The 15846-nt window shown below is 36.8% G+C and carries 20 protein-coding genes; 10 read left to right on the top strand and 10 right to left on the bottom strand.

The window, feature by feature from the left end:
* Positions 1-32 precede the first annotated feature (32 nt).
* From ACS8MM_RS05485 to ACS8MM_RS05440, 10 genes are all read right to left on the bottom strand, one after another.
* On the bottom strand, positions 33-1091 hold the full coding sequence (locus ACS8MM_RS05485; protein WP_379713889.1) for a nucleoid-associated protein: 1059 nt from the start codon (positions 1089-1091) through the stop codon (positions 33-35).
* A gap of 46 nt (positions 1092-1137) precedes the next feature.
* Positions 1138-1497 (bottom strand): four helix bundle protein, encoded by a 360-nt coding sequence (locus ACS8MM_RS05480; RefSeq protein ID WP_379713887.1) that lies wholly within the window; start codon positions 1495-1497, stop codon positions 1138-1140.
* Positions 1498-1534: 37 nt separating this feature from the next.
* The gene (locus ACS8MM_RS05475) at positions 1535-2074 is read right to left on the bottom strand and encodes an IS1096 element passenger TnpR family protein (protein ID WP_379713885.1); all 540 of its coding nucleotides are present in this window, start codon (positions 2072-2074) and stop codon (positions 1535-1537) included.
* 85 nt (positions 2075-2159) lie between these two features.
* Entirely contained in the window at positions 2160-2549 is a 390-nt protein-coding gene (gloA2, locus tag ACS8MM_RS05470; RefSeq protein WP_379713883.1) for an SMU1112c/YaeR family gloxylase I-like metalloprotein, read from the bottom strand.
* Positions 2533-3171, bottom strand: coding sequence for a DUF998 domain-containing protein (locus ACS8MM_RS05465; protein WP_379713881.1), 639 nt, complete (start codon positions 3169-3171; stop codon positions 2533-2535). The genes gloA2 and ACS8MM_RS05465 overlap by 17 nt, the downstream gene beginning before the upstream one ends.
* Positions 3172-3184: 13 nt before the next feature.
* Positions 3185-3793: an HPP family protein gene (locus ACS8MM_RS05460; protein ID WP_379713879.1), complete on the bottom strand. Its 609-nt coding sequence runs from the start codon at positions 3791-3793 to the stop codon at positions 3185-3187.
* A gap of 3 nt (positions 3794-3796) precedes the next feature.
* A complete protein-coding gene (locus ACS8MM_RS05455; protein WP_379713877.1) occupies positions 3797-5077 on the bottom strand; it encodes a chloride channel protein in 1281 nt (426 codons plus the stop codon).
* A gap of 97 nt (positions 5078-5174) precedes the next feature.
* Positions 5175-5525, bottom strand: coding sequence for an MmcQ/YjbR family DNA-binding protein (locus ACS8MM_RS05450; protein ID WP_379713875.1), 351 nt, complete (start codon positions 5523-5525; stop codon positions 5175-5177).
* A 1-nt stretch (position 5526) separates the two neighbouring features.
* On the bottom strand, positions 5527-5985 hold the full coding sequence (locus ACS8MM_RS05445; protein WP_379713873.1) for a YciI family protein: 459 nt from the start codon (positions 5983-5985) through the stop codon (positions 5527-5529).
* A 145-nt stretch (positions 5986-6130) separates the two neighbouring features.
* Positions 6131-7012 (bottom strand): tetratricopeptide repeat protein, encoded by an 882-nt coding sequence (locus ACS8MM_RS05440; protein WP_379713871.1) that lies wholly within the window; start codon positions 7010-7012, stop codon positions 6131-6133.
* 56 nt (positions 7013-7068) lie between these two features.
* On the opposite strand from ACS8MM_RS05440, the gene ACS8MM_RS05435 reads away from it, so the two are divergent.
* From ACS8MM_RS05435 to ACS8MM_RS05390, 10 genes are all read left to right on the top strand, one after another.
* Positions 7069-7518, top strand: a complete 450-nt coding sequence (locus ACS8MM_RS05435; protein WP_379714998.1) for a hypothetical protein — start codon at positions 7069-7071, stop codon at positions 7516-7518.
* Between the two features lie 95 nt (positions 7519-7613).
* Complete coding sequence (locus tag ACS8MM_RS05430; protein ID WP_379713869.1) at positions 7614-9770, top strand: TonB-dependent receptor; 2157 nt, start codon at positions 7614-7616, stop codon at positions 9768-9770.
* Between the two features lie 106 nt (positions 9771-9876).
* Positions 9877-11565: a T9SS type A sorting domain-containing protein gene (locus ACS8MM_RS05425; protein ID WP_379713867.1), complete on the top strand. Its 1689-nt coding sequence runs from the start codon at positions 9877-9879 to the stop codon at positions 11563-11565.
* A 252-nt stretch (positions 11566-11817) separates the two neighbouring features.
* Positions 11818-12441, top strand: a complete 624-nt coding sequence (locus ACS8MM_RS05420) for a tetratricopeptide repeat protein (protein WP_379713865.1) — start codon at positions 11818-11820, stop codon at positions 12439-12441.
* A 33-nt stretch (positions 12442-12474) separates the two neighbouring features.
* Entirely contained in the window at positions 12475-12645 is a 171-nt protein-coding gene (locus ACS8MM_RS05415) for a hypothetical protein (RefSeq protein ID WP_379713863.1), read from the top strand.
* 29 nt (positions 12646-12674) lie between these two features.
* Positions 12675-14015 (top strand): 2TM domain-containing protein, encoded by a 1341-nt coding sequence (locus tag ACS8MM_RS05410; RefSeq protein WP_379713861.1) that lies wholly within the window; start codon positions 12675-12677, stop codon positions 14013-14015.
* A gap of 2 nt (positions 14016-14017) precedes the next feature.
* Positions 14018-14335 (top strand): 2TM domain-containing protein, encoded by a 318-nt coding sequence (locus ACS8MM_RS05405; RefSeq protein WP_379713859.1) that lies wholly within the window; start codon positions 14018-14020, stop codon positions 14333-14335.
* 7 nt (positions 14336-14342) lie between these two features.
* Positions 14343-14651, top strand: coding sequence for a 2TM domain-containing protein (locus ACS8MM_RS05400; protein WP_379713857.1), 309 nt, complete (start codon positions 14343-14345; stop codon positions 14649-14651).
* Between the two features lies 1 nt (position 14652).
* Entirely contained in the window at positions 14653-15021 is a 369-nt protein-coding gene (locus tag ACS8MM_RS05395) for a 2TM domain-containing protein (RefSeq protein WP_379713855.1), read from the top strand.
* A gap of 47 nt (positions 15022-15068) precedes the next feature.
* The gene (locus ACS8MM_RS05390) at positions 15069-15824 is read left to right on the top strand and encodes a LytR/AlgR family response regulator transcription factor (protein ID WP_379713853.1); all 756 of its coding nucleotides are present in this window, start codon (positions 15069-15071) and stop codon (positions 15822-15824) included.
* The last annotated feature ends 22 nt before the right edge of the window (positions 15825-15846 follow it).

Raw genomic sequence — 15846 nt, 5'->3', positions numbered from 1 at the left:
ATCCCCAACTACTGTTGAGGATTTTTGTTGTATTATGATTTTTGTTCTTTGTTGAAGTACACCAAGTAGTAATACATTTGTTTTTCTTCATCCCAGCCTTTTTCCACATACTTTTCAGCACTTTCAGGGTTGATGAAGTCTAACTTGATTTGGATGTTGGTATCCAGTTCAATCACGTTTTTCATTTTACGACGTGCATCGCTCACTGCTGCATTGGCAATCGGGAAGGTAGTCAAGTCTTCAATGCTGTATTTTTCTCCTTTATCTACTTTGAAATTTTTGAATTCTGAGATTAAATCCGGGTTGTCAATTACTTCACTTAAGAAATTGGCTTCTTCGAAATTGTCATTCTTTGCAAAGTGATTTACAGCACGGTTCATGAACATTACTTCCTCTTTTTTGTCTTCCGCAGGAAGTACTACTTCTTTTGCGAAGTCCTGACAAAATTTAAGGTACTTTTTCGTCATGAAGTTTTCGTCTTGGAACGCATCTACACTCAAGAAGTGTTCTAACCAGTAACGCGCATCGTAACGATTGCTATCTACGGTAAGGATTTTGTAACCTTCTTCTTTTTTATAGTTGAAGATCAAACAACCTTTATCCAGTTTTTGCAAGTTGATACCTTGTTGTAAAATCATGTCCAATTGCGATCCGTTTTCTTCAAACTGAAGGAAGTCGGATTTGATTTCACTTTTGAAAACACCAATAGCATCAACCGGTTTGTTATCAATAGAAACATTAGTCAAATAAGCAACATACACTTCACCGTTTTTAATGTGCGGATGGTTGGATTGCTCGAATAAATGTTTGGTTATTTTTTTGGAAACTTCATGTACACTTCCCGGATTAGCAAATATCTCTGTAGCCAGGTTGTACATTTCGTTGTAATCCAAATCCACATCATGAGCAAACTGATAATAGTTTTCTTCACTACTTCTGAAAGGCTTGAAGAAGAACTCTTTTAAAAGCGGCATGATTTCATCATTTAAGCCATACGGCTGATCGGATAAGAAAATAGCTTCGTTACGACTTTTGTTTCCTACTCTGTGTATGGAAAGATTGTCAATGTGTGTATTAAATAAGTTGATCATTTTTTTTTAAGGTGCTAAGTTGCAAAGTCACAAAGTTTCAAAGTTTTTATATGCGTTCCTTTATTTTTCGGATAAAAGAACTTGTCATACGCTCCAATTCTTTAGTTTCGTTGTATATTGTATTAAATTGTTGTTGAGTAATATAATTCAAGTTAAAAGCAATTTCTATTTGTGTTTGCATTTCAAAAAGAGAAGCAATAGAAAAACTCAAAAATTTCAGGTAATCCTGATTGCCATTTCTTCCAAATCCTTCAGCTATATTACTCGGTATTGATATCGAACATCTTCTGATTTGTGAAGTGAGTCCGTAGATTTCTTCTTTAGGAAATGAATTGGTTAAAAGGTAAATTTCTGTGACTAAAGTCATTGATTTCTGCCAAATCAATAAATCTCTGAATGTACTCATAAATCTTAGAACCTTAGAACCTTTGTTACTTTAAAAATTAATTCCAGTTTTCCTCGAAGCCGTAGTCTTCAAAAGAGTCGTCTCCTTCGAACATATCTAAATCATCTTCATCATAGTCATCTTCGAACTCGTCATGAAAGCCGCCGTCTTTTTCTGCTTCAAATTCTTTATCTGGTGCGAAAGCCGGCATTATTCCGTGAGAGAATAATAAATCAGGATAACTTACGCCTGCTTCAGGTTCTTCAATAGCTGCCAATTCAACGAAGAAAGTCCACATGTTCAAAAAGTCGTACACATAGATCATTTTGGTATTCTCTTCATCAAAGGTAGATGATAAAAGATAGTCACCCATGGTTAATCCTTCACCCGGAGTATCCCCGGTATCAAATAAAGGAATTTCCTCATCTTGATTCCATTTGTCGTCACAAGTATAAAATGCTGCCATTTCCATTCCATCAAAACCGAAAGCATTCACTAATGCATTGTGTAAGTCTTCCAGGGTGTCTTTTTCTTCGATGGCAATATCTCTGAAAATATCTTCTTCTGCGTCAAGAATGACTCTGAATTTGTAAACCATAATCGTTTGTATTATTGAAACGTCAAAGGTAAAATATAATTTCGATTTTGGATTTAGGAAATCCGATTTGTTGATAAGATTTTAATTAGCTCTCATAGAATTCGATAGGCAAACCATCGGGATCGGCAATAAAGAAAAAGCGTTTTCCCGAGTACTCATCGGTTCTGATTGCTTCGCAAATGATGTTGTGCTGTAGTAAAAAATCTCGGGTAGCGTTAATGGCATTCACTTCAAACGCTAAGTGACGCAATCCGGCCGCTTCTGGTCTTGATACTCTTTGTGGTGGATCCGGAAACGAAAACAATTCGATAGTATAGATGCCGTTGAGTGCCAAATCCAATTTGTAGGATTGTCTTTCTTCTCGGTAGACTTCCTGAAGAATTTTCAATCCAAGGAGTTCGGTATAGAAATACTTTGATTTTGAATAATCGGAACAGATAATAGCAATATGATGGACTTTATTCAGCTGTAGCATTGTGTTTGTTTTTGAAGAGATAGATAGCGCAGAAAATAATCCAAAGTAAAATACTTCCTTCAATAATACGTTGAATTACTCCTTTGTAAGGGGATTGTAGATTGACGTTCAATAGTAGAAAAAAGACAAAACTAACAGCCGCAAACAAAAAACTCCATAGTGAAAAAGAAGTAGCATTTCTCCATTTTTGGGAGGCTATAGCTACGAATAAAATGCTGAATGGTACAATCAGATAGGTCAGAAATCCCATGAAGTTATGTAAGATTTGACTAAAACTCGGATTGACTAAATCAGGATTGCAACCGGCATCACAATTGAAAAATCCGCAAAAAACAGTTCCTAATCCATAACCCAAACCTACTCCTAAAAAGCCTAACGTGGCTAAAGCAGATTTCGGGGCTTCTTGAATGGCAAATAAACCAAACAAAAAGAGAAGTACTCCACTTGGAATATACCAATAGAAACGGATAAAATCTGCATTGGGCGCATCTACTGCATACAATTCACTGATGAACTGTGCCATCGGATTGTAATTGGGGTGTACTATTCCTGCAATAATTGTGGTTAAGGCAAAAAGTAAAACACCGGATATTCCGGTTAAGAAGGTTTTTGATGGTGTCATTGTATCCGTTAGTTTAGTTTGCACTTTCTGATTTGATCCTGTCGAAAATTTTGCTTTTAAACTTAGTGAATTTTTTGTTAGTAGGGTAGTGTCTGTTGGTAGTCATATTGTTAAAAAGCAATGCCACCAGTAAAAGAATCAATGCACCAGTCAGTACCGGTGAAATAACATACCAATAACCTAATTTTAAAATTGCCGGAGAACCGGTAACTGCAATCAAGGCAGTGGCGCCACCTGGAGGATGCAATGTTTTGGTCATTTGCATGGCAACAATTGCCAGTCCTACTGCCAGGGCTGAAGCCAACCAAAGGGTATCAGGGAAAAGTTTAGCTGCTGTTACACCAACCAAAGCTGAAATTACGTGACCACCGACTAAGTTTCGGGGTTGCGCCAGCGGACTTTGGATTACGCCATAGACCAAGACACATGAGGCACCGAAAGAGCCTATCAGAAAAACATAATCTTCTTTTGGAAAGGCATTGTACTGGAGGTAAGCAATGCTACCCATGCCGACAAAAGCACCTAAGAAAGCCCAGAAGTGCTCTCTGAAATCAACCAGTGTTTCTTTGTAGAGTACGTATTTCGCTTTGCGGTAATTGCGTTTTATTTTGTGTGTAGGCATAAATTAACTGACTTTTTTAGGCTGGTAACTGTAAACGGTATGCGGATAAATGTATTGTGCGGTGTATTTTGCCACTAAACAGACAATGACTGCGGGGAAAAGCAAGACATAATTGTTTATGAGACCGCAGGTTAGAAAGATAGCTGTAAAAGGAGCATTGATACTGGCACTTAGCATGGCACCCATTCCGAGAATCATGAAATTCAACGGGATGACCTGTGCATCAAAAAAGGTATTCAGGAGAATGGCCAATAAGAGGCCGATAAAACCACCTGTGAAGATGCTTGGTGCGAATACACCACCATCGCCACCTGCGGCCAGCGTAGCTGAAGTCACAATAGGTTTTAGAATGATGATGCCGGAGAATGTCAGGAATAAAGACAATGAAAGCGTTAATTGGTTGGAATTAATCAGATTTTCTTTAATAGCATGATACCCTTCACCATACAATTGAGGTAAAGCCAGTAAAGCGATGCTTAGGATGCCGGAGCCTAACAGAATTCGTGTTGAATGTTTGCTGATGGCTGCGAACTTCTTTTTAAAGAAGATCACGCATTTGGTCAGGTAAACCGAATTCATTCCGGCAATGACACCCAACAGCATAAAATACGGTGTGGCTTTCCAGTTCCAGTGTGTGACATCGGCATGGAAAAGAGATTTCTCGTCCAGTAAGTAAATAACGATCAGTGCGGTTATTACGGCAATTGAGGTTGTAATCAGAAATGTTTTGGTGAGTTTCTTGGAAATGACTTCCCAAGCGAAGAGTATACCGGCAAACGGACTACAGAAAAGCGCCGTTACACCTGCAGCAACACCCGCACAAATCAATTCTGTTTTATGACGGTTGAACAGATTCTCCTTTTCCTGCGCTACAGAACCCACCGTAGCTGAGGCCACCACTGTTGACACTTCAATACCGGTGGAACCACCGAAAGCTACAGTAAGCAATCCGTTGATGAAATGGGATGGTATTTTGTAAACCGGAAGACTATTCTTTCTTTCGGAAGTTGTATCAAATATTTCCTTGATGCCTTTGTTTTCTTTCTTTTTGAACAGATAGTATCGTAAGAAATAAATAACAGACAGACCGAAAGCCGGGAATACCAACAACAAGAAGCTATTGGCAGAAGCTTTATGAAACAAAATGTCTTCGTAATGTTCAGTGATATGCTTTAGCGAAACAGCCAGAAAAGCACAAAGGAATCCAATCAGAACAGCAACGACAGCCAGTTTTTGGTATTTGATGCGGGAATAGTGCTTCTTGATGTGGCTTAGTGTTTTCATGAGTGCTATGTAATTGGGATGGTCACCGCAAAAATACAGTACAGTGAGCCAAAAAATCTTGTAAAAATGTTAAAGTTAACCTCTAGAAGCAGGCTGACTAGAGTAGGTTGAGTTCCTTTTTAATCTTTGGTGTCAGTTTCTCTTTGACCAGATTGTACGATTGTTTGGTATAGTGTTCCCATTCTTTGGCAGAAAGCGTATTAATATCTTCCACCAAAACCCATTTGTATTTAGCCACATACGGAGCAGGTTTTATGCCTGGTAACTGACTCATGGTTTCAAACTCTTCTTCGGTTACTTTAAACGATGCGGAAGTAGGTATCTGGTTTAGGCCTGCAACACAGAACATCTTTCCGCCTATGCAAAAGCACAGGTCGTTGCCCCATTTAATATCTTCGGTGACGTGAGGTAAGGCCTTGCATATAGCCTGTAATTTCTCAATATTCATATTAAAACTTGGTTTTGGCTACTTTGTCGTGGTTTTTGGCTACTTCCATCAAAGCGGCGCTGCTGTACCAAGGCGTTAGTTCTACCTCAAAGATTTTGGCTTGTACTGCAGGGTCGGTTTCCACCATTTTTTGTGCTTCTTCCACAGTAGCACAGTTGAAAATGAAAATACCACGGTAATTACGGTCGTTTTTCATAAAGGGACCTGCAACAACCAGTTTGCCTTCATCTGCTAATTTATTGATGTTGGCCATATGACCTTCGAAATATTTCTTTTTCTCGTCAGGCGTGGCGGTAGTATTGGATCCGGTTTTTAGAATACAAAATATGTAATGTTTCATTCCGTAGTCATCGGCACCCAATTCCTTTGCTAACTTTTCATTATAGAGTTGCTGTTTGTCAGTTTGTGCAGTGACAGCCAATCCGCAACAAAGCAGAAGTGTGTAAAATAGGTTTTTCATGATAATGCTGTTATTGAAGTAAAGTTACAAAAGATTTTGGATGAGAAAAGTCGAAGGACCAATTGGTTTGGATTGTTTACAATTGAAAATGTCACAAAAAAACCTAACTTTTGGAGTTAGGTTTTTATATCGTTCTGTTGAATTATTATTTCAATTCTTTTAGTTTCTCTTTCGCAAATTCACTAATGTCAGTATTCTTAGCTTTCGTTAATTGCTCGTAGTATTTCTTTGCATTGGCCTTGTCATTCAAATGGAAATAACAAAAGGCAATGTTGTTTATAATGATTTCGTCATTAGGATCTAAACTATTTCCTTCTTTAAATATCGTTAATGCTTTTTCATGTTTTTCTTCCAATAAGTAGCTCGTTCCTAAAGTCGATAAAATAATCGGATCTTTTGGGAACAGGGTATTCATCTTCTCGGCAATTTTTCGCATATTCACATACGAATTGTTTTGGTATAGTGTATTTTGGTAATCCTGAACGGCCGATTTGATAAAAATAATTTCGCCTTCAAGTGGCTTATCTTCCTTCCACAACCATTTATGATTGATGCTAGCAGAATAATCCAACGTAGTCAAAATGTCTTTCGTGAAATCATCCAATCGCTTGAAATCACCCAAGGCAAAAATCTTTCCAAAACGCAAGTCCAAACGAGTAGGGAATTTTTGAATTCCGGTTGTCAAATAGTTTTGACTCAAGTCGAACAGTCCGTCATTGCGAAGGTTAGTCGACTTAATATATCCGGCAGTTTTATTCAAAGAATCTTTAAGCTCAAAGTTTTCTCCTTCTCCAGGATGGGTATCCAATGCCAAGATTTCTTTTCTGGATTCGGTGAAATAGAAATTAAAAGCCGCGATGTATAAATTCGGATCGTTGGTTGTTTTAGACTCCCATTCTTTGATGATTTTCTCTGTTTTCGTAAAATCATGGTCGTTTTTCCAAGAGGTTTTGAATTGTTCAAAATAGTCCTGACCATAATTGGAAAATGAAACAGCAAGCAGCAGGCTTAGGAATACGTTTTTCATGTAAATTTTAATTTGGCCAAAGATAATGATTCGTGTGTAACGAAAGTTAGCAGTCAATCGGATATTTAAGTGGTACCGATGATTATTTAGGTGGTACCAAAGACTTTTTAAGTGGTACTGATAATTATTTAAGTGGTACCAAAGATTTTTTAAGTGGCACCGAAGATTATTTAAGTGGTACCAAAGACTTTTTAAGTGGTACTGATGAGTATTTAGGTGGTACCAAAGACTTTTTAAGTGGTACAGATGAGTATTTAGGTGGTACTGAAGACTTTTTAAGTGGTACAGATGAGTATTTAGGTGGTACTGAAGACTTTTTAAGTGGTACAGATGATTATTTAAGTGGTACTGAAGACTTTTTAAGTGGTACAGATGATTATTTAAGTGGTACTGAAGACTCTTTAACTGGTACTAAGGACTATGAGCTAAGTACTAAATACTCTTTAAGTGGTACCAAAGACTTTTTAACTGGTACTAAGGACTATGAGCTAAAAACTAAGTGCTAAAAAACACTTCATCCTAAAAATTCTACAGTTCGGTTAGTATAAGTTGGAGAGGAGGGCTATTCATTGCAATTTTGGACTATCAAAATAAACAAACCATGAATACTGCTTTTAAACTTTTACTTTTTTTCTTTTCAGTTAGTGCATTGGCACAAAACCAAACGGTTTCTGGAAAGATTATCGACAACAAAGAACGTCCTTTAGTAGGTGCCAATGTATACATCGATGGAACTTATGATGGCGCTACTACCAATGAGAAAGGGGAGTTTACTTTCGAAACCACCGAAAGAGGAAACCAAACAATTGTAGCTACGGCTTTAAATTATGACGATTTGAAATCGCCCATTGTCATCGAAAAAGCACAAGCAATTACGTTGAAAATGCGTGCGAGTATCAATGTATTGGATGCTGTTGTAATTACTGCTGGTTCGTTTAAAGCTGGTGATAATAGTAAGGCTTCGGCATTAAAACCGTTGGATATTGTTACTACTGCTGGATCGGCTGGAGATATCGTTGGTGCGTTGCAAACTTTACCCGGTGCACAAATTAATGGGGAGAGCGGACGATTATTTGTTCGTGGTGGAGAAAGTGATGAAACCCAAACCTATATTGATGGTATTCGTGTGGCACAACCTTATGGGGTAACTGCTAATAATATGCCTACTCGTGGTCGCTTTTCTCCTTTTCTTTTCAACGGAATGACGTTTTCAACAGGAGGTTACTCTGCCGAATTTGGCGATGCTTTGTCTAGTGTTTTATTGATGAATTCGATTTCTGAACCCGATCAGGACAAAACCGAATATTCGTTCATGACCGTCGGTCTAGGTATCGGAAGAACAAAAAAATGGGACAAGAGTTCGTTCAGTATCAATACGTCTTACATTGATTTGGCGCCGTATCAATGGGCAATTCCTCAAAACGCCGATTGGAACAAACCCTACCGAGGTGTTTCAGGAGAAGCCGTTTACCGTTTGAAACTTAAAAATGGTTTACTCAAAATGTACTCGGCTTTCGATTATTCTGAATTTGACTTGAATCAGAAGGATATCAATGCAACTTCACCCGTAAGAGTGAGCAATAAAAACAATAACCTGTATTTCAATTCATCGTACAAAGGTAGTTTCGGATCGGGATGGGGAATTCAAACCGGGGTAAGCTTTGGCTTGAATAACGTGTACTTCAACTTGAATCAGGATAATTTGAACAATAGGGAAGTAGCTTCGCATCTTAAAGTGAAATTGGATAAGAAGTTCTCGGATCGAGTGAAATTGGCTTTTGGTGGCGACTATTTCATTACGAACTTTGACGAAACTTTTAAACCTTTTGGTGATACCAATTACAACAGTGGTTATTCAAGTGGTGTGAGTGCCGTATTCACCGAAGCCGATATCTTTTTATCGAAAAACGTTGCCATGAAATTGGGAGCACGAGGAATGTACAATGACCTACTGGATAAAGGAATTGTAGAACCTAGAGTTTCTTTGGCTTTTAAATCTTCACAAAACGGACAGTTTTCATTGGCGTATGGAGATTTCCATCAAACTCCAAAGCAAGAGTACCTGAAATACACTACCGATTTCAATTATGAGAAAACAGCTCATTATATTTTGAATTATATGTACTCTGCCAATAAAAGAACATTACGTGCTGAGGTTTTCTATAAAGAGTATAAAGATTTAGTGAAGTACGATACCCAAACAGCAATGTACAACAGTAACTATACCAACAATGGTTTTGGTTATGCCAAAGGTTTGGATGTGTTTTGGAGAGACAGTAAGACCATCAAAAATTTAGATTACTGGGTTTCGTATTCTTTTATTGATAGTAAGAGAGATTTTAGAAATTATAGTGCCGAAGTACAGCCTAGTTTTGTAGCCGATCATACGGTTTCTGTAGTTGGGAAGTATTGGGTAAACGATTGGAAATCACAAATCAGTATAACCAATAGTTTTGCAACGGGTCGACCGTATAACGATCCCAATCAGACACAATTCATGAACGGAAAAACGAAAGCCTACAATAGTTTGAGTTTGAGTTGGGCGTATCTGCTAACGCAACAAAAGATATTGTTCTTCTCGGTTTCAAATGTATTAGGAAGAGACAATGTATTTGGATATCAGTATGCCAATTCTCCCGATTTGGCGGGTACTTTTCAGCGCCAGGCCATTGGGCAACCTGCAGATCGTTTCTTTTTCGTGGGGTTCTTTTGGACAATAAGCAGCGATAAGAAAGCAAATAATTTGGATAATCTGTAAGAATAGTAATAGTAATTAACTTTTTATGTAAAAATTGTGAGATTTAAATAAAGTTTATTTGTGTGATTAAAATTGGTTAACTTAGTGATATCTAAAAAATTAACTTATGAAAAAAATTACGCTGATTTTCACATTTTTAATTCTAACAACAGCAGTAACCTTTGGGCAAGTAACCGCTATTGTTAATGCACCAGTAAGTGATGCTTCGACAACTCAGAATCGCGCTCCAAATGGAACCAATAACCATTCATTTATGAGAGGTTCTGCGCTTGTATTAACCTCTGAACTAACAGGAATTCCAGCAAGTTCATCATTGAGTTTGTTTGGCTTTGTTACTACTGCTGGGGCAAATGTACCTGTAACCGGGACTTTAACTGTTTATATGAAAAACAGTACTGATACCTCTTTTACATTGGGAACAAATTGGAATACTATCATTACAGGGATGACACAAGTCTATTCGGGTGCGTATACTGTTCCAGCAAATGCAACAAATATTGATTTAACATTGAGCACACCATTGGTGTATAACGGTGGTTCAGTTTATGTTGCTTATGATTTTGTGAGAAGTGGTACTGCTGCAACTACACCAGCTACGTATGATTCTAATTCCTCTGGATTAACTGGAGGATGTGTTTCCGCAGCAAGTGCAACGGTAGCACCAACTACTTTGGCTACAACAAATTTCAGACCTGTTATGCGATTCGGTTATCCTAATCCTTATACAAATGAAATGTCTGTTGAAACCATTACTACGTTAGGTAATGTAGCGAATGTATTGAATACGCCCGTTCCTATTTCTGCTGTAGTAAGAAATAAGAGCAATACTACTTTAACTAATATTTCAGTAAGTGCTAATATGACGGGTGCAAATAGTTATACCGATACTAAAATTGTGGCCACAATTGCACCAGGAGCAACCCAGATAGTAAATTTTAATAACTGGACACCCGCTGCTTTAGGTGCCAATACTTTAAATGTGAGTGTTCCGAATGATCAAGTAAATACAAACAATTCATTCAACTTTAATACTACGGTAAGTTGTGGAGTCTATGGTGCAGCCCAAAATCCGGTAACTTATAATACAGCAGTTGGTTTTGGTTCAGGTTCAGGTATATTGTCCACACCATTCCAAACAACTGTCGCGTCTACAATAACCGGTTTAAATATTGCAATTGCAAATAATCCGGCTTCAGTTGGAGGAAATATTTATGGTGTTATTTTAAATAGTTCCGGGGCAATTTTAGCTACGAGCACAAATACTTTAACTATAGCGAATGGAGATTTAAATACTTTTAGAACATTTAATTTTAGTCCTTCCGTTGCTCTTACGGCTAATCAATTAGTGTATTTCGGAATGGCTCAAACGACGGGTGCATCGGCTTATTATCCTTTAAATGCTTATACTAATCCTAATTTGACAACTACTTATTATACAACCTCTCTTGCGGGAGGAACACCAACTCTTGTAGCCGCAAACTTAGGTCAGATGGGTCTTGAACTGAATCTTTCAGGTACTTGTACTTTAGGAGTTGATTCAGCTGATGAAATTGCAGATAATTTAACAGTCTATCCTAATCCGGCGAGTACTAATTTGAATGTAAAATTACTATCGCTCGGTGAAAATGCCAATCTTGAGGTTTACAATGTTATGGGACAAGTTGTAATTCCATCCCAAAAGATTCAAGCAAATGTATTCGAGCTTAATATCAATCATTTAACAAAAGGAGTATATTTCTTAAAAGTGAAAAATGATAACAAGATAAGTAGTCTCAAATTTACGGTTGACAAATAATTCTTTTTTATAAATAATTAAGAACCTGGGACTTTATGTTTCAGGTTTTTTTTGTTCATATACTATTGATAATTCCCCTGTTGAATAAAGAAATTACACTTTAGAACAATTCATCCTGTAAAAACGACAGTTCGGTCAGAATAAATTTTAAAGGAGTTATAACCACAGTACTTTTGATTCAGAAATTCAAACAAAGGGTTTCAATCATCAAAAACAATACAATAAATTTTAAACAAATTAAATTAAAAAATTATGGTACGATTATTTACAACAGCGGTTTTATTATTTTGTTCAGTTGTATTTGGACAAGCAAAATTTGAGCAAAACATGGGAGAGTCTTTGGCTCTTTGGGGACAAGGTAATCCAACGGAAGCTTCTGCAAAAATTGAACGAATTGCATCAGTGGAAAAAAACAATTGGTTGCCTAATTATTATATCGGAATGATTAATACTACCGAAGCTTTCAAACCAGAGAACAGAGAAAAAGCACCTGCGTTACTGGAAAAAGCACAAAAAGCAGTAGACGAAGCAGCAATCATTAGTCCGAATAATGCAGAAATTATGGTATTACAAGCATTAGTGTATACCGCATGGATTGTTCAAGATCCAATGACTAACGGAATGAAATATTCTAATAAAGCAATGGAACAATATTTTAAAGCTCAAGCTATTGCTCCAAATAACCCTAGAGTTGTATTTTGTAAAGCTGAATTTGAAATTGGTGGAGCCAAATGGTCAGGTGCAGATACTAAACCTTTATGTGCTCAAGTTGAGAAATCGATTGAACTTTTTGCTACTTTTAAGCCAGAAACAGCATTGCACCCAAACTGGGGATTGGATAGAGCCAAAAAAACATTGGAAAACTGTACAAAGTAATCAGATAACAAACTAAAAAAAACAATAGAAATCATGGAAAATCAAAACAATAATCTTTGGAGCAACATTGGTAGTAAAGTTTTTATCGGATGTATGTTCGTTGGAATGGGAATCGGAATGTGTGTCGATAAAATTGCAGTAGGAACCTTAATTGGAATGGGTGTCGGATTTATCGCATCTGCACTTCTTAAAGCAAAACAATAATCCACAAAAAAATAAAGAAGTAGAAAAGAATGAAAGTCTCTTTCAAAGAAATAGTAAAAGTCTTCCTTTTTGGATGCGGGGTATTTATGATCATTCAACTGATTAACCTTGCTTTCGGGAATGCATTGCCATCGGCAAATAAATTACTTATCGGATTTGTATATACGCAATTGTATTCATTTACTTTAGGTTACTCGAATAAAGCACTTTTTTTATATCTGGACAGAGTCTTTGTTGAAAACCGATTTTCAGCCAAAAGAGTAATAATCGGTTTTCTGTCTTCTTTTTTGCTTTCAATGGGTGTTATTTTTCTACTGCGGATTTTTGAAGATGTAATCATTGAAAAAAAGGGGTTTAGTGATTTTATTGCAAATGAACAACTCGGGAACTATGTAGTTGCAGTTATTATTACGTTGTTTGTTTCGGTCTCGTTTTATGCTTTTTACTTTTACAAAACGTATCAGGAAAATAAAATCAAAGAGCAGCGAATTATCGCAGGAACAGCTTCTGCCAAATTTGAGAGCTTAAAAAATCAGATCGATCCTCACTTCTTATTCAATAGTTTGAACGTATTGAGTTCTTTGATTGAAGAAAACCCTGAAAGTGCACAGAAGTTTACTACTTCGTTATCTAAAATCTATCGCTATGTACTGGAACAGCGGGATAAGGAATTGGTCTCAGTGGAAGAAGAACTGTCGTTTGCCAAAACGTATATGAATTTGCTAAAAATGCGATTCGAAAATAGTATTACGTATGAGCTACCATCTGATTTTGATAATCCCGAAGCACGCGTAGTGCCTCTTTCGCTACAACTTTTATTGGAAAATACCATTAAACACAACGTAGTAAGTGAAAAAAAACCACTTCATATCAGGATTTATGTGGAGAACAACTATCTGATCATTGAGAATAATTTACAAAAGAAAGAAGTGTTACAAGATCGAAAAGGGGTTGGCTTGCAAAATATTGTCAACCGTTATGCCTTGATCTCTGAAAGGAAAGTGCTAATTGAAGAAAACGATGTTTTCTTTAAAGTGAAAATTCCAATACTGACAAAACAAATTGCATTTATGGAAACTGAAAATATATACAACGAAAATAGGGCGTATGCCAGAGCAAAAGAACGAGTTGAAAAACTTAAAGGGTTTTATGGCAACCTAATCTCTTACTGCTGCGTGATTCCAATTTTAATTTTTATTAACCTACAAACATCAAGCGGATTTCAATGGTTTTGGTTTCCAATGTTGGGATGGGGATTCGGACTAACAATGCACGCTTTTGAAACTTTCGGTTATGGTAAAAACTGGGAAGAAAGAAAAATAAGGGAAATCTTAAATAAACAAAATGCTTCAAACAATAAATGGAAATAGTTATGGAGAAGTATCAATCACCAGAAAATACCCTTGAAGCATTGGCAAGAAAAAGGGTGCGTAAAATCAAACATTTTTATGGGCATCTTTTGGTGTACCTGATTGGATTGGCAGTTTATATAACCAAGACGTATTTTGGAGCACCACTGAATTTCATACCGCTAAACTATATGAATGAATTTTTTATGTGGATTTGGACTTTTGTATTTGCCGTTGAAGGTTTTCAACTTTTCTTTTCTGAAAAAGTATTTGGAGACAATTGGGAACAAAAGCAAATCGGAAAGATAATGAATGAGGATAAAATGGACTTTAAAAAATAGGATACCAATGGAAAACTATAACAAAGAAGAATACGAAAAATACCAAAGAGCCAGAAAGCAAGTTGAAGATATTAAAGGGTTTTACGGCAATCTGATATCGTACGTTTTGGTCAATTTGTTTTTGATGTTTGTCAATTTGAAGTACTCACCGGATCATATTTGGTTTTTTTGGCCAATGCTTGGATGGGGTGTGGGTGTTCTGTTTCACGGAGCTAAAGTGTTCAATTGGTTTCCATTTATGAACAAAGAATGGGAAGAACGAAAGATTAGAGAGTTTATGGAAGAAGAAAAACGCAATCAGAATAAACAATTGTAAAATGAGTATCGAAAGCAGAAGAGAACGAAGAATGGAACGTAGAGCATTTAAAGATTTTGTTCCGAGCACTCCTGAAGAAGCGCAATACTATGAAGTTGCCAAAAGGGTAAAAAAGATAAAAGGATTTTATACGCACGCGGGTGTTTACCTCATGGTGAACTTAATGATTGTTGTTATTAATATTCAGGAATTGGATCCGGGAGAATCGTATTTTCAGTTGCATAACTTTTTTACCGCCTTTTTCTGGGGATTGGGCTTGCTAACACATGGTCTTTCTTTATTTTTGCCAGGATGGATTTTTGGTGCCGATTGGGAAGAAAGAAAGATTAAAGAATTAATGGACAAAGACAAACCCGGAAAATGGGAATAAGCTATTTTTTATCAAAACCATCTACTACAAACTAAGGAATGCCACAAATGAATATTATTATTATCGAAGACGAAAAGCCAGCCGCACGATTGTTACAAAGAAAAGTGGAAAAGTTGGGGTTAACTGTTAACACTATGCTTCACTCTGTCGAAGAAGCGTTAGAATGGTTCCAAGAGAACCAACATCCGGATTTGATCTTTTTGGATATTCAGCTGTCTGACGGATTGTCTTTTGAAATATTTGAAGCCATAGATATCAAAAGTGCGGTAATATTTACAACGGCTTATGATGAATATGCATTGAGAGCTTTCAAACTCAATAGTATTGATTATCTACTAAAACCCATCGATGAAGACGATTTAGAAGCAGCCGTTCAGAAATTCAAAATACGAACTCAGAACGCAACCAATTTATCGCTCGATTTTGAAATGATTAAGCGTATGTTGGTCAATCCTGTGGATAAAAGCTATAAAAAACGATTTACAGTTAAGGTTGGTCAACAGTTAAAGCTCATTCCAATTGAAGAGGTTGAATGTTTTTATAGTGAAAACAAAGGAACATACTTGCATACGATAGACAATAGAGATTATCTGTTGGATGGGACTTTGGAGCAATTGGAAACCGATTTAGATCCGAAGGATTTCTTCCGTGTTAGCCGAAAATTCATCATTCCGATGAAAGGAATCAAGGAAATACAAGTGCATACCAATTCACGCCTGAAAATTATTTTGCCAACCTATTCCGAAGACGAAGTGATTGTTGCACGTGAGCGTGTTACTGACTTCAAAGAATGGATTGGGTAATTTTCAATGGCCACTTTTCCCA

This window comes from Flavobacterium sp. MAHUQ-57 (assembly GCF_051908335.1).
Classification (GTDB): Bacteria; Bacteroidota; Bacteroidia; order Flavobacteriales; family Flavobacteriaceae; genus Flavobacterium.
Note: the sequence above shows the minus strand (reverse complement) of the source record. Positions and strands in the feature narration are given on the sequence as shown.

Coding starts and splice junctions, on each gene's coding strand:
- ACS8MM_RS05485 (WP_379713889.1), bottom strand. CDS start 1,091: ATGATCAACTTATTTAATACACACATTGACAATCTTTCCATACACAGA.
- ACS8MM_RS05480 (WP_379713887.1), bottom strand. CDS start 1,497: ATGAGTACATTCAGAGATTTATTGATTTGGCAGAAATCAATGACTTTA.
- ACS8MM_RS05475 (WP_379713885.1), bottom strand. CDS start 2,074: ATGGTTTACAAATTCAGAGTCATTCTTGACGCAGAAGAAGATATTTTC.
- gloA2 (WP_379713883.1), bottom strand. CDS start 2,549: ATGCTACAGCTGAATAAAGTCCATCATATTGCTATTATCTGTTCCGAT.
- ACS8MM_RS05465 (WP_379713881.1), bottom strand. CDS start 3,171: ATGACACCATCAAAAACCTTCTTAACCGGAATATCCGGTGTTTTACTT.
- ACS8MM_RS05460 (WP_379713879.1), bottom strand. CDS start 3,793: ATGCCTACACACAAAATAAAACGCAATTACCGCAAAGCGAAATACGTA.
- ACS8MM_RS05455 (WP_379713877.1), bottom strand. CDS start 5,077: ATGAAAACACTAAGCCACATCAAGAAGCACTATTCCCGCATCAAATAC.
- ACS8MM_RS05450 (WP_379713875.1), bottom strand. CDS start 5,525: ATGAATATTGAGAAATTACAGGCTATATGCAAGGCCTTACCTCACGTC.
- ACS8MM_RS05445 (WP_379713873.1), bottom strand. CDS start 5,985: ATGAAAAACCTATTTTACACACTTCTGCTTTGTTGCGGATTGGCTGTC.
- ACS8MM_RS05440 (WP_379713871.1), bottom strand. CDS start 7,012: ATGAAAAACGTATTCCTAAGCCTGCTGCTTGCTGTTTCATTTTCCAAT.
- ACS8MM_RS05430 (WP_379713869.1), top strand. CDS start 7,614: ATGAATACTGCTTTTAAACTTTTACTTTTTTTCTTTTCAGTTAGTGCA.
- ACS8MM_RS05425 (WP_379713867.1), top strand. CDS start 9,877: ATGAAAAAAATTACGCTGATTTTCACATTTTTAATTCTAACAACAGCA.
- ACS8MM_RS05420 (WP_379713865.1), top strand. CDS start 11,818: ATGGTACGATTATTTACAACAGCGGTTTTATTATTTTGTTCAGTTGTA.
- ACS8MM_RS05415 (WP_379713863.1), top strand. CDS start 12,475: ATGGAAAATCAAAACAATAATCTTTGGAGCAACATTGGTAGTAAAGTT.
- ACS8MM_RS05410 (WP_379713861.1), top strand. CDS start 12,675: ATGAAAGTCTCTTTCAAAGAAATAGTAAAAGTCTTCCTTTTTGGATGC.
- ACS8MM_RS05405 (WP_379713859.1), top strand. CDS start 14,018: ATGGAGAAGTATCAATCACCAGAAAATACCCTTGAAGCATTGGCAAGA.
- ACS8MM_RS05400 (WP_379713857.1), top strand. CDS start 14,343: ATGGAAAACTATAACAAAGAAGAATACGAAAAATACCAAAGAGCCAGA.
- ACS8MM_RS05395 (WP_379713855.1), top strand. CDS start 14,653: ATGAGTATCGAAAGCAGAAGAGAACGAAGAATGGAACGTAGAGCATTT.
- ACS8MM_RS05390 (WP_379713853.1), top strand. CDS start 15,069: ATGAATATTATTATTATCGAAGACGAAAAGCCAGCCGCACGATTGTTA.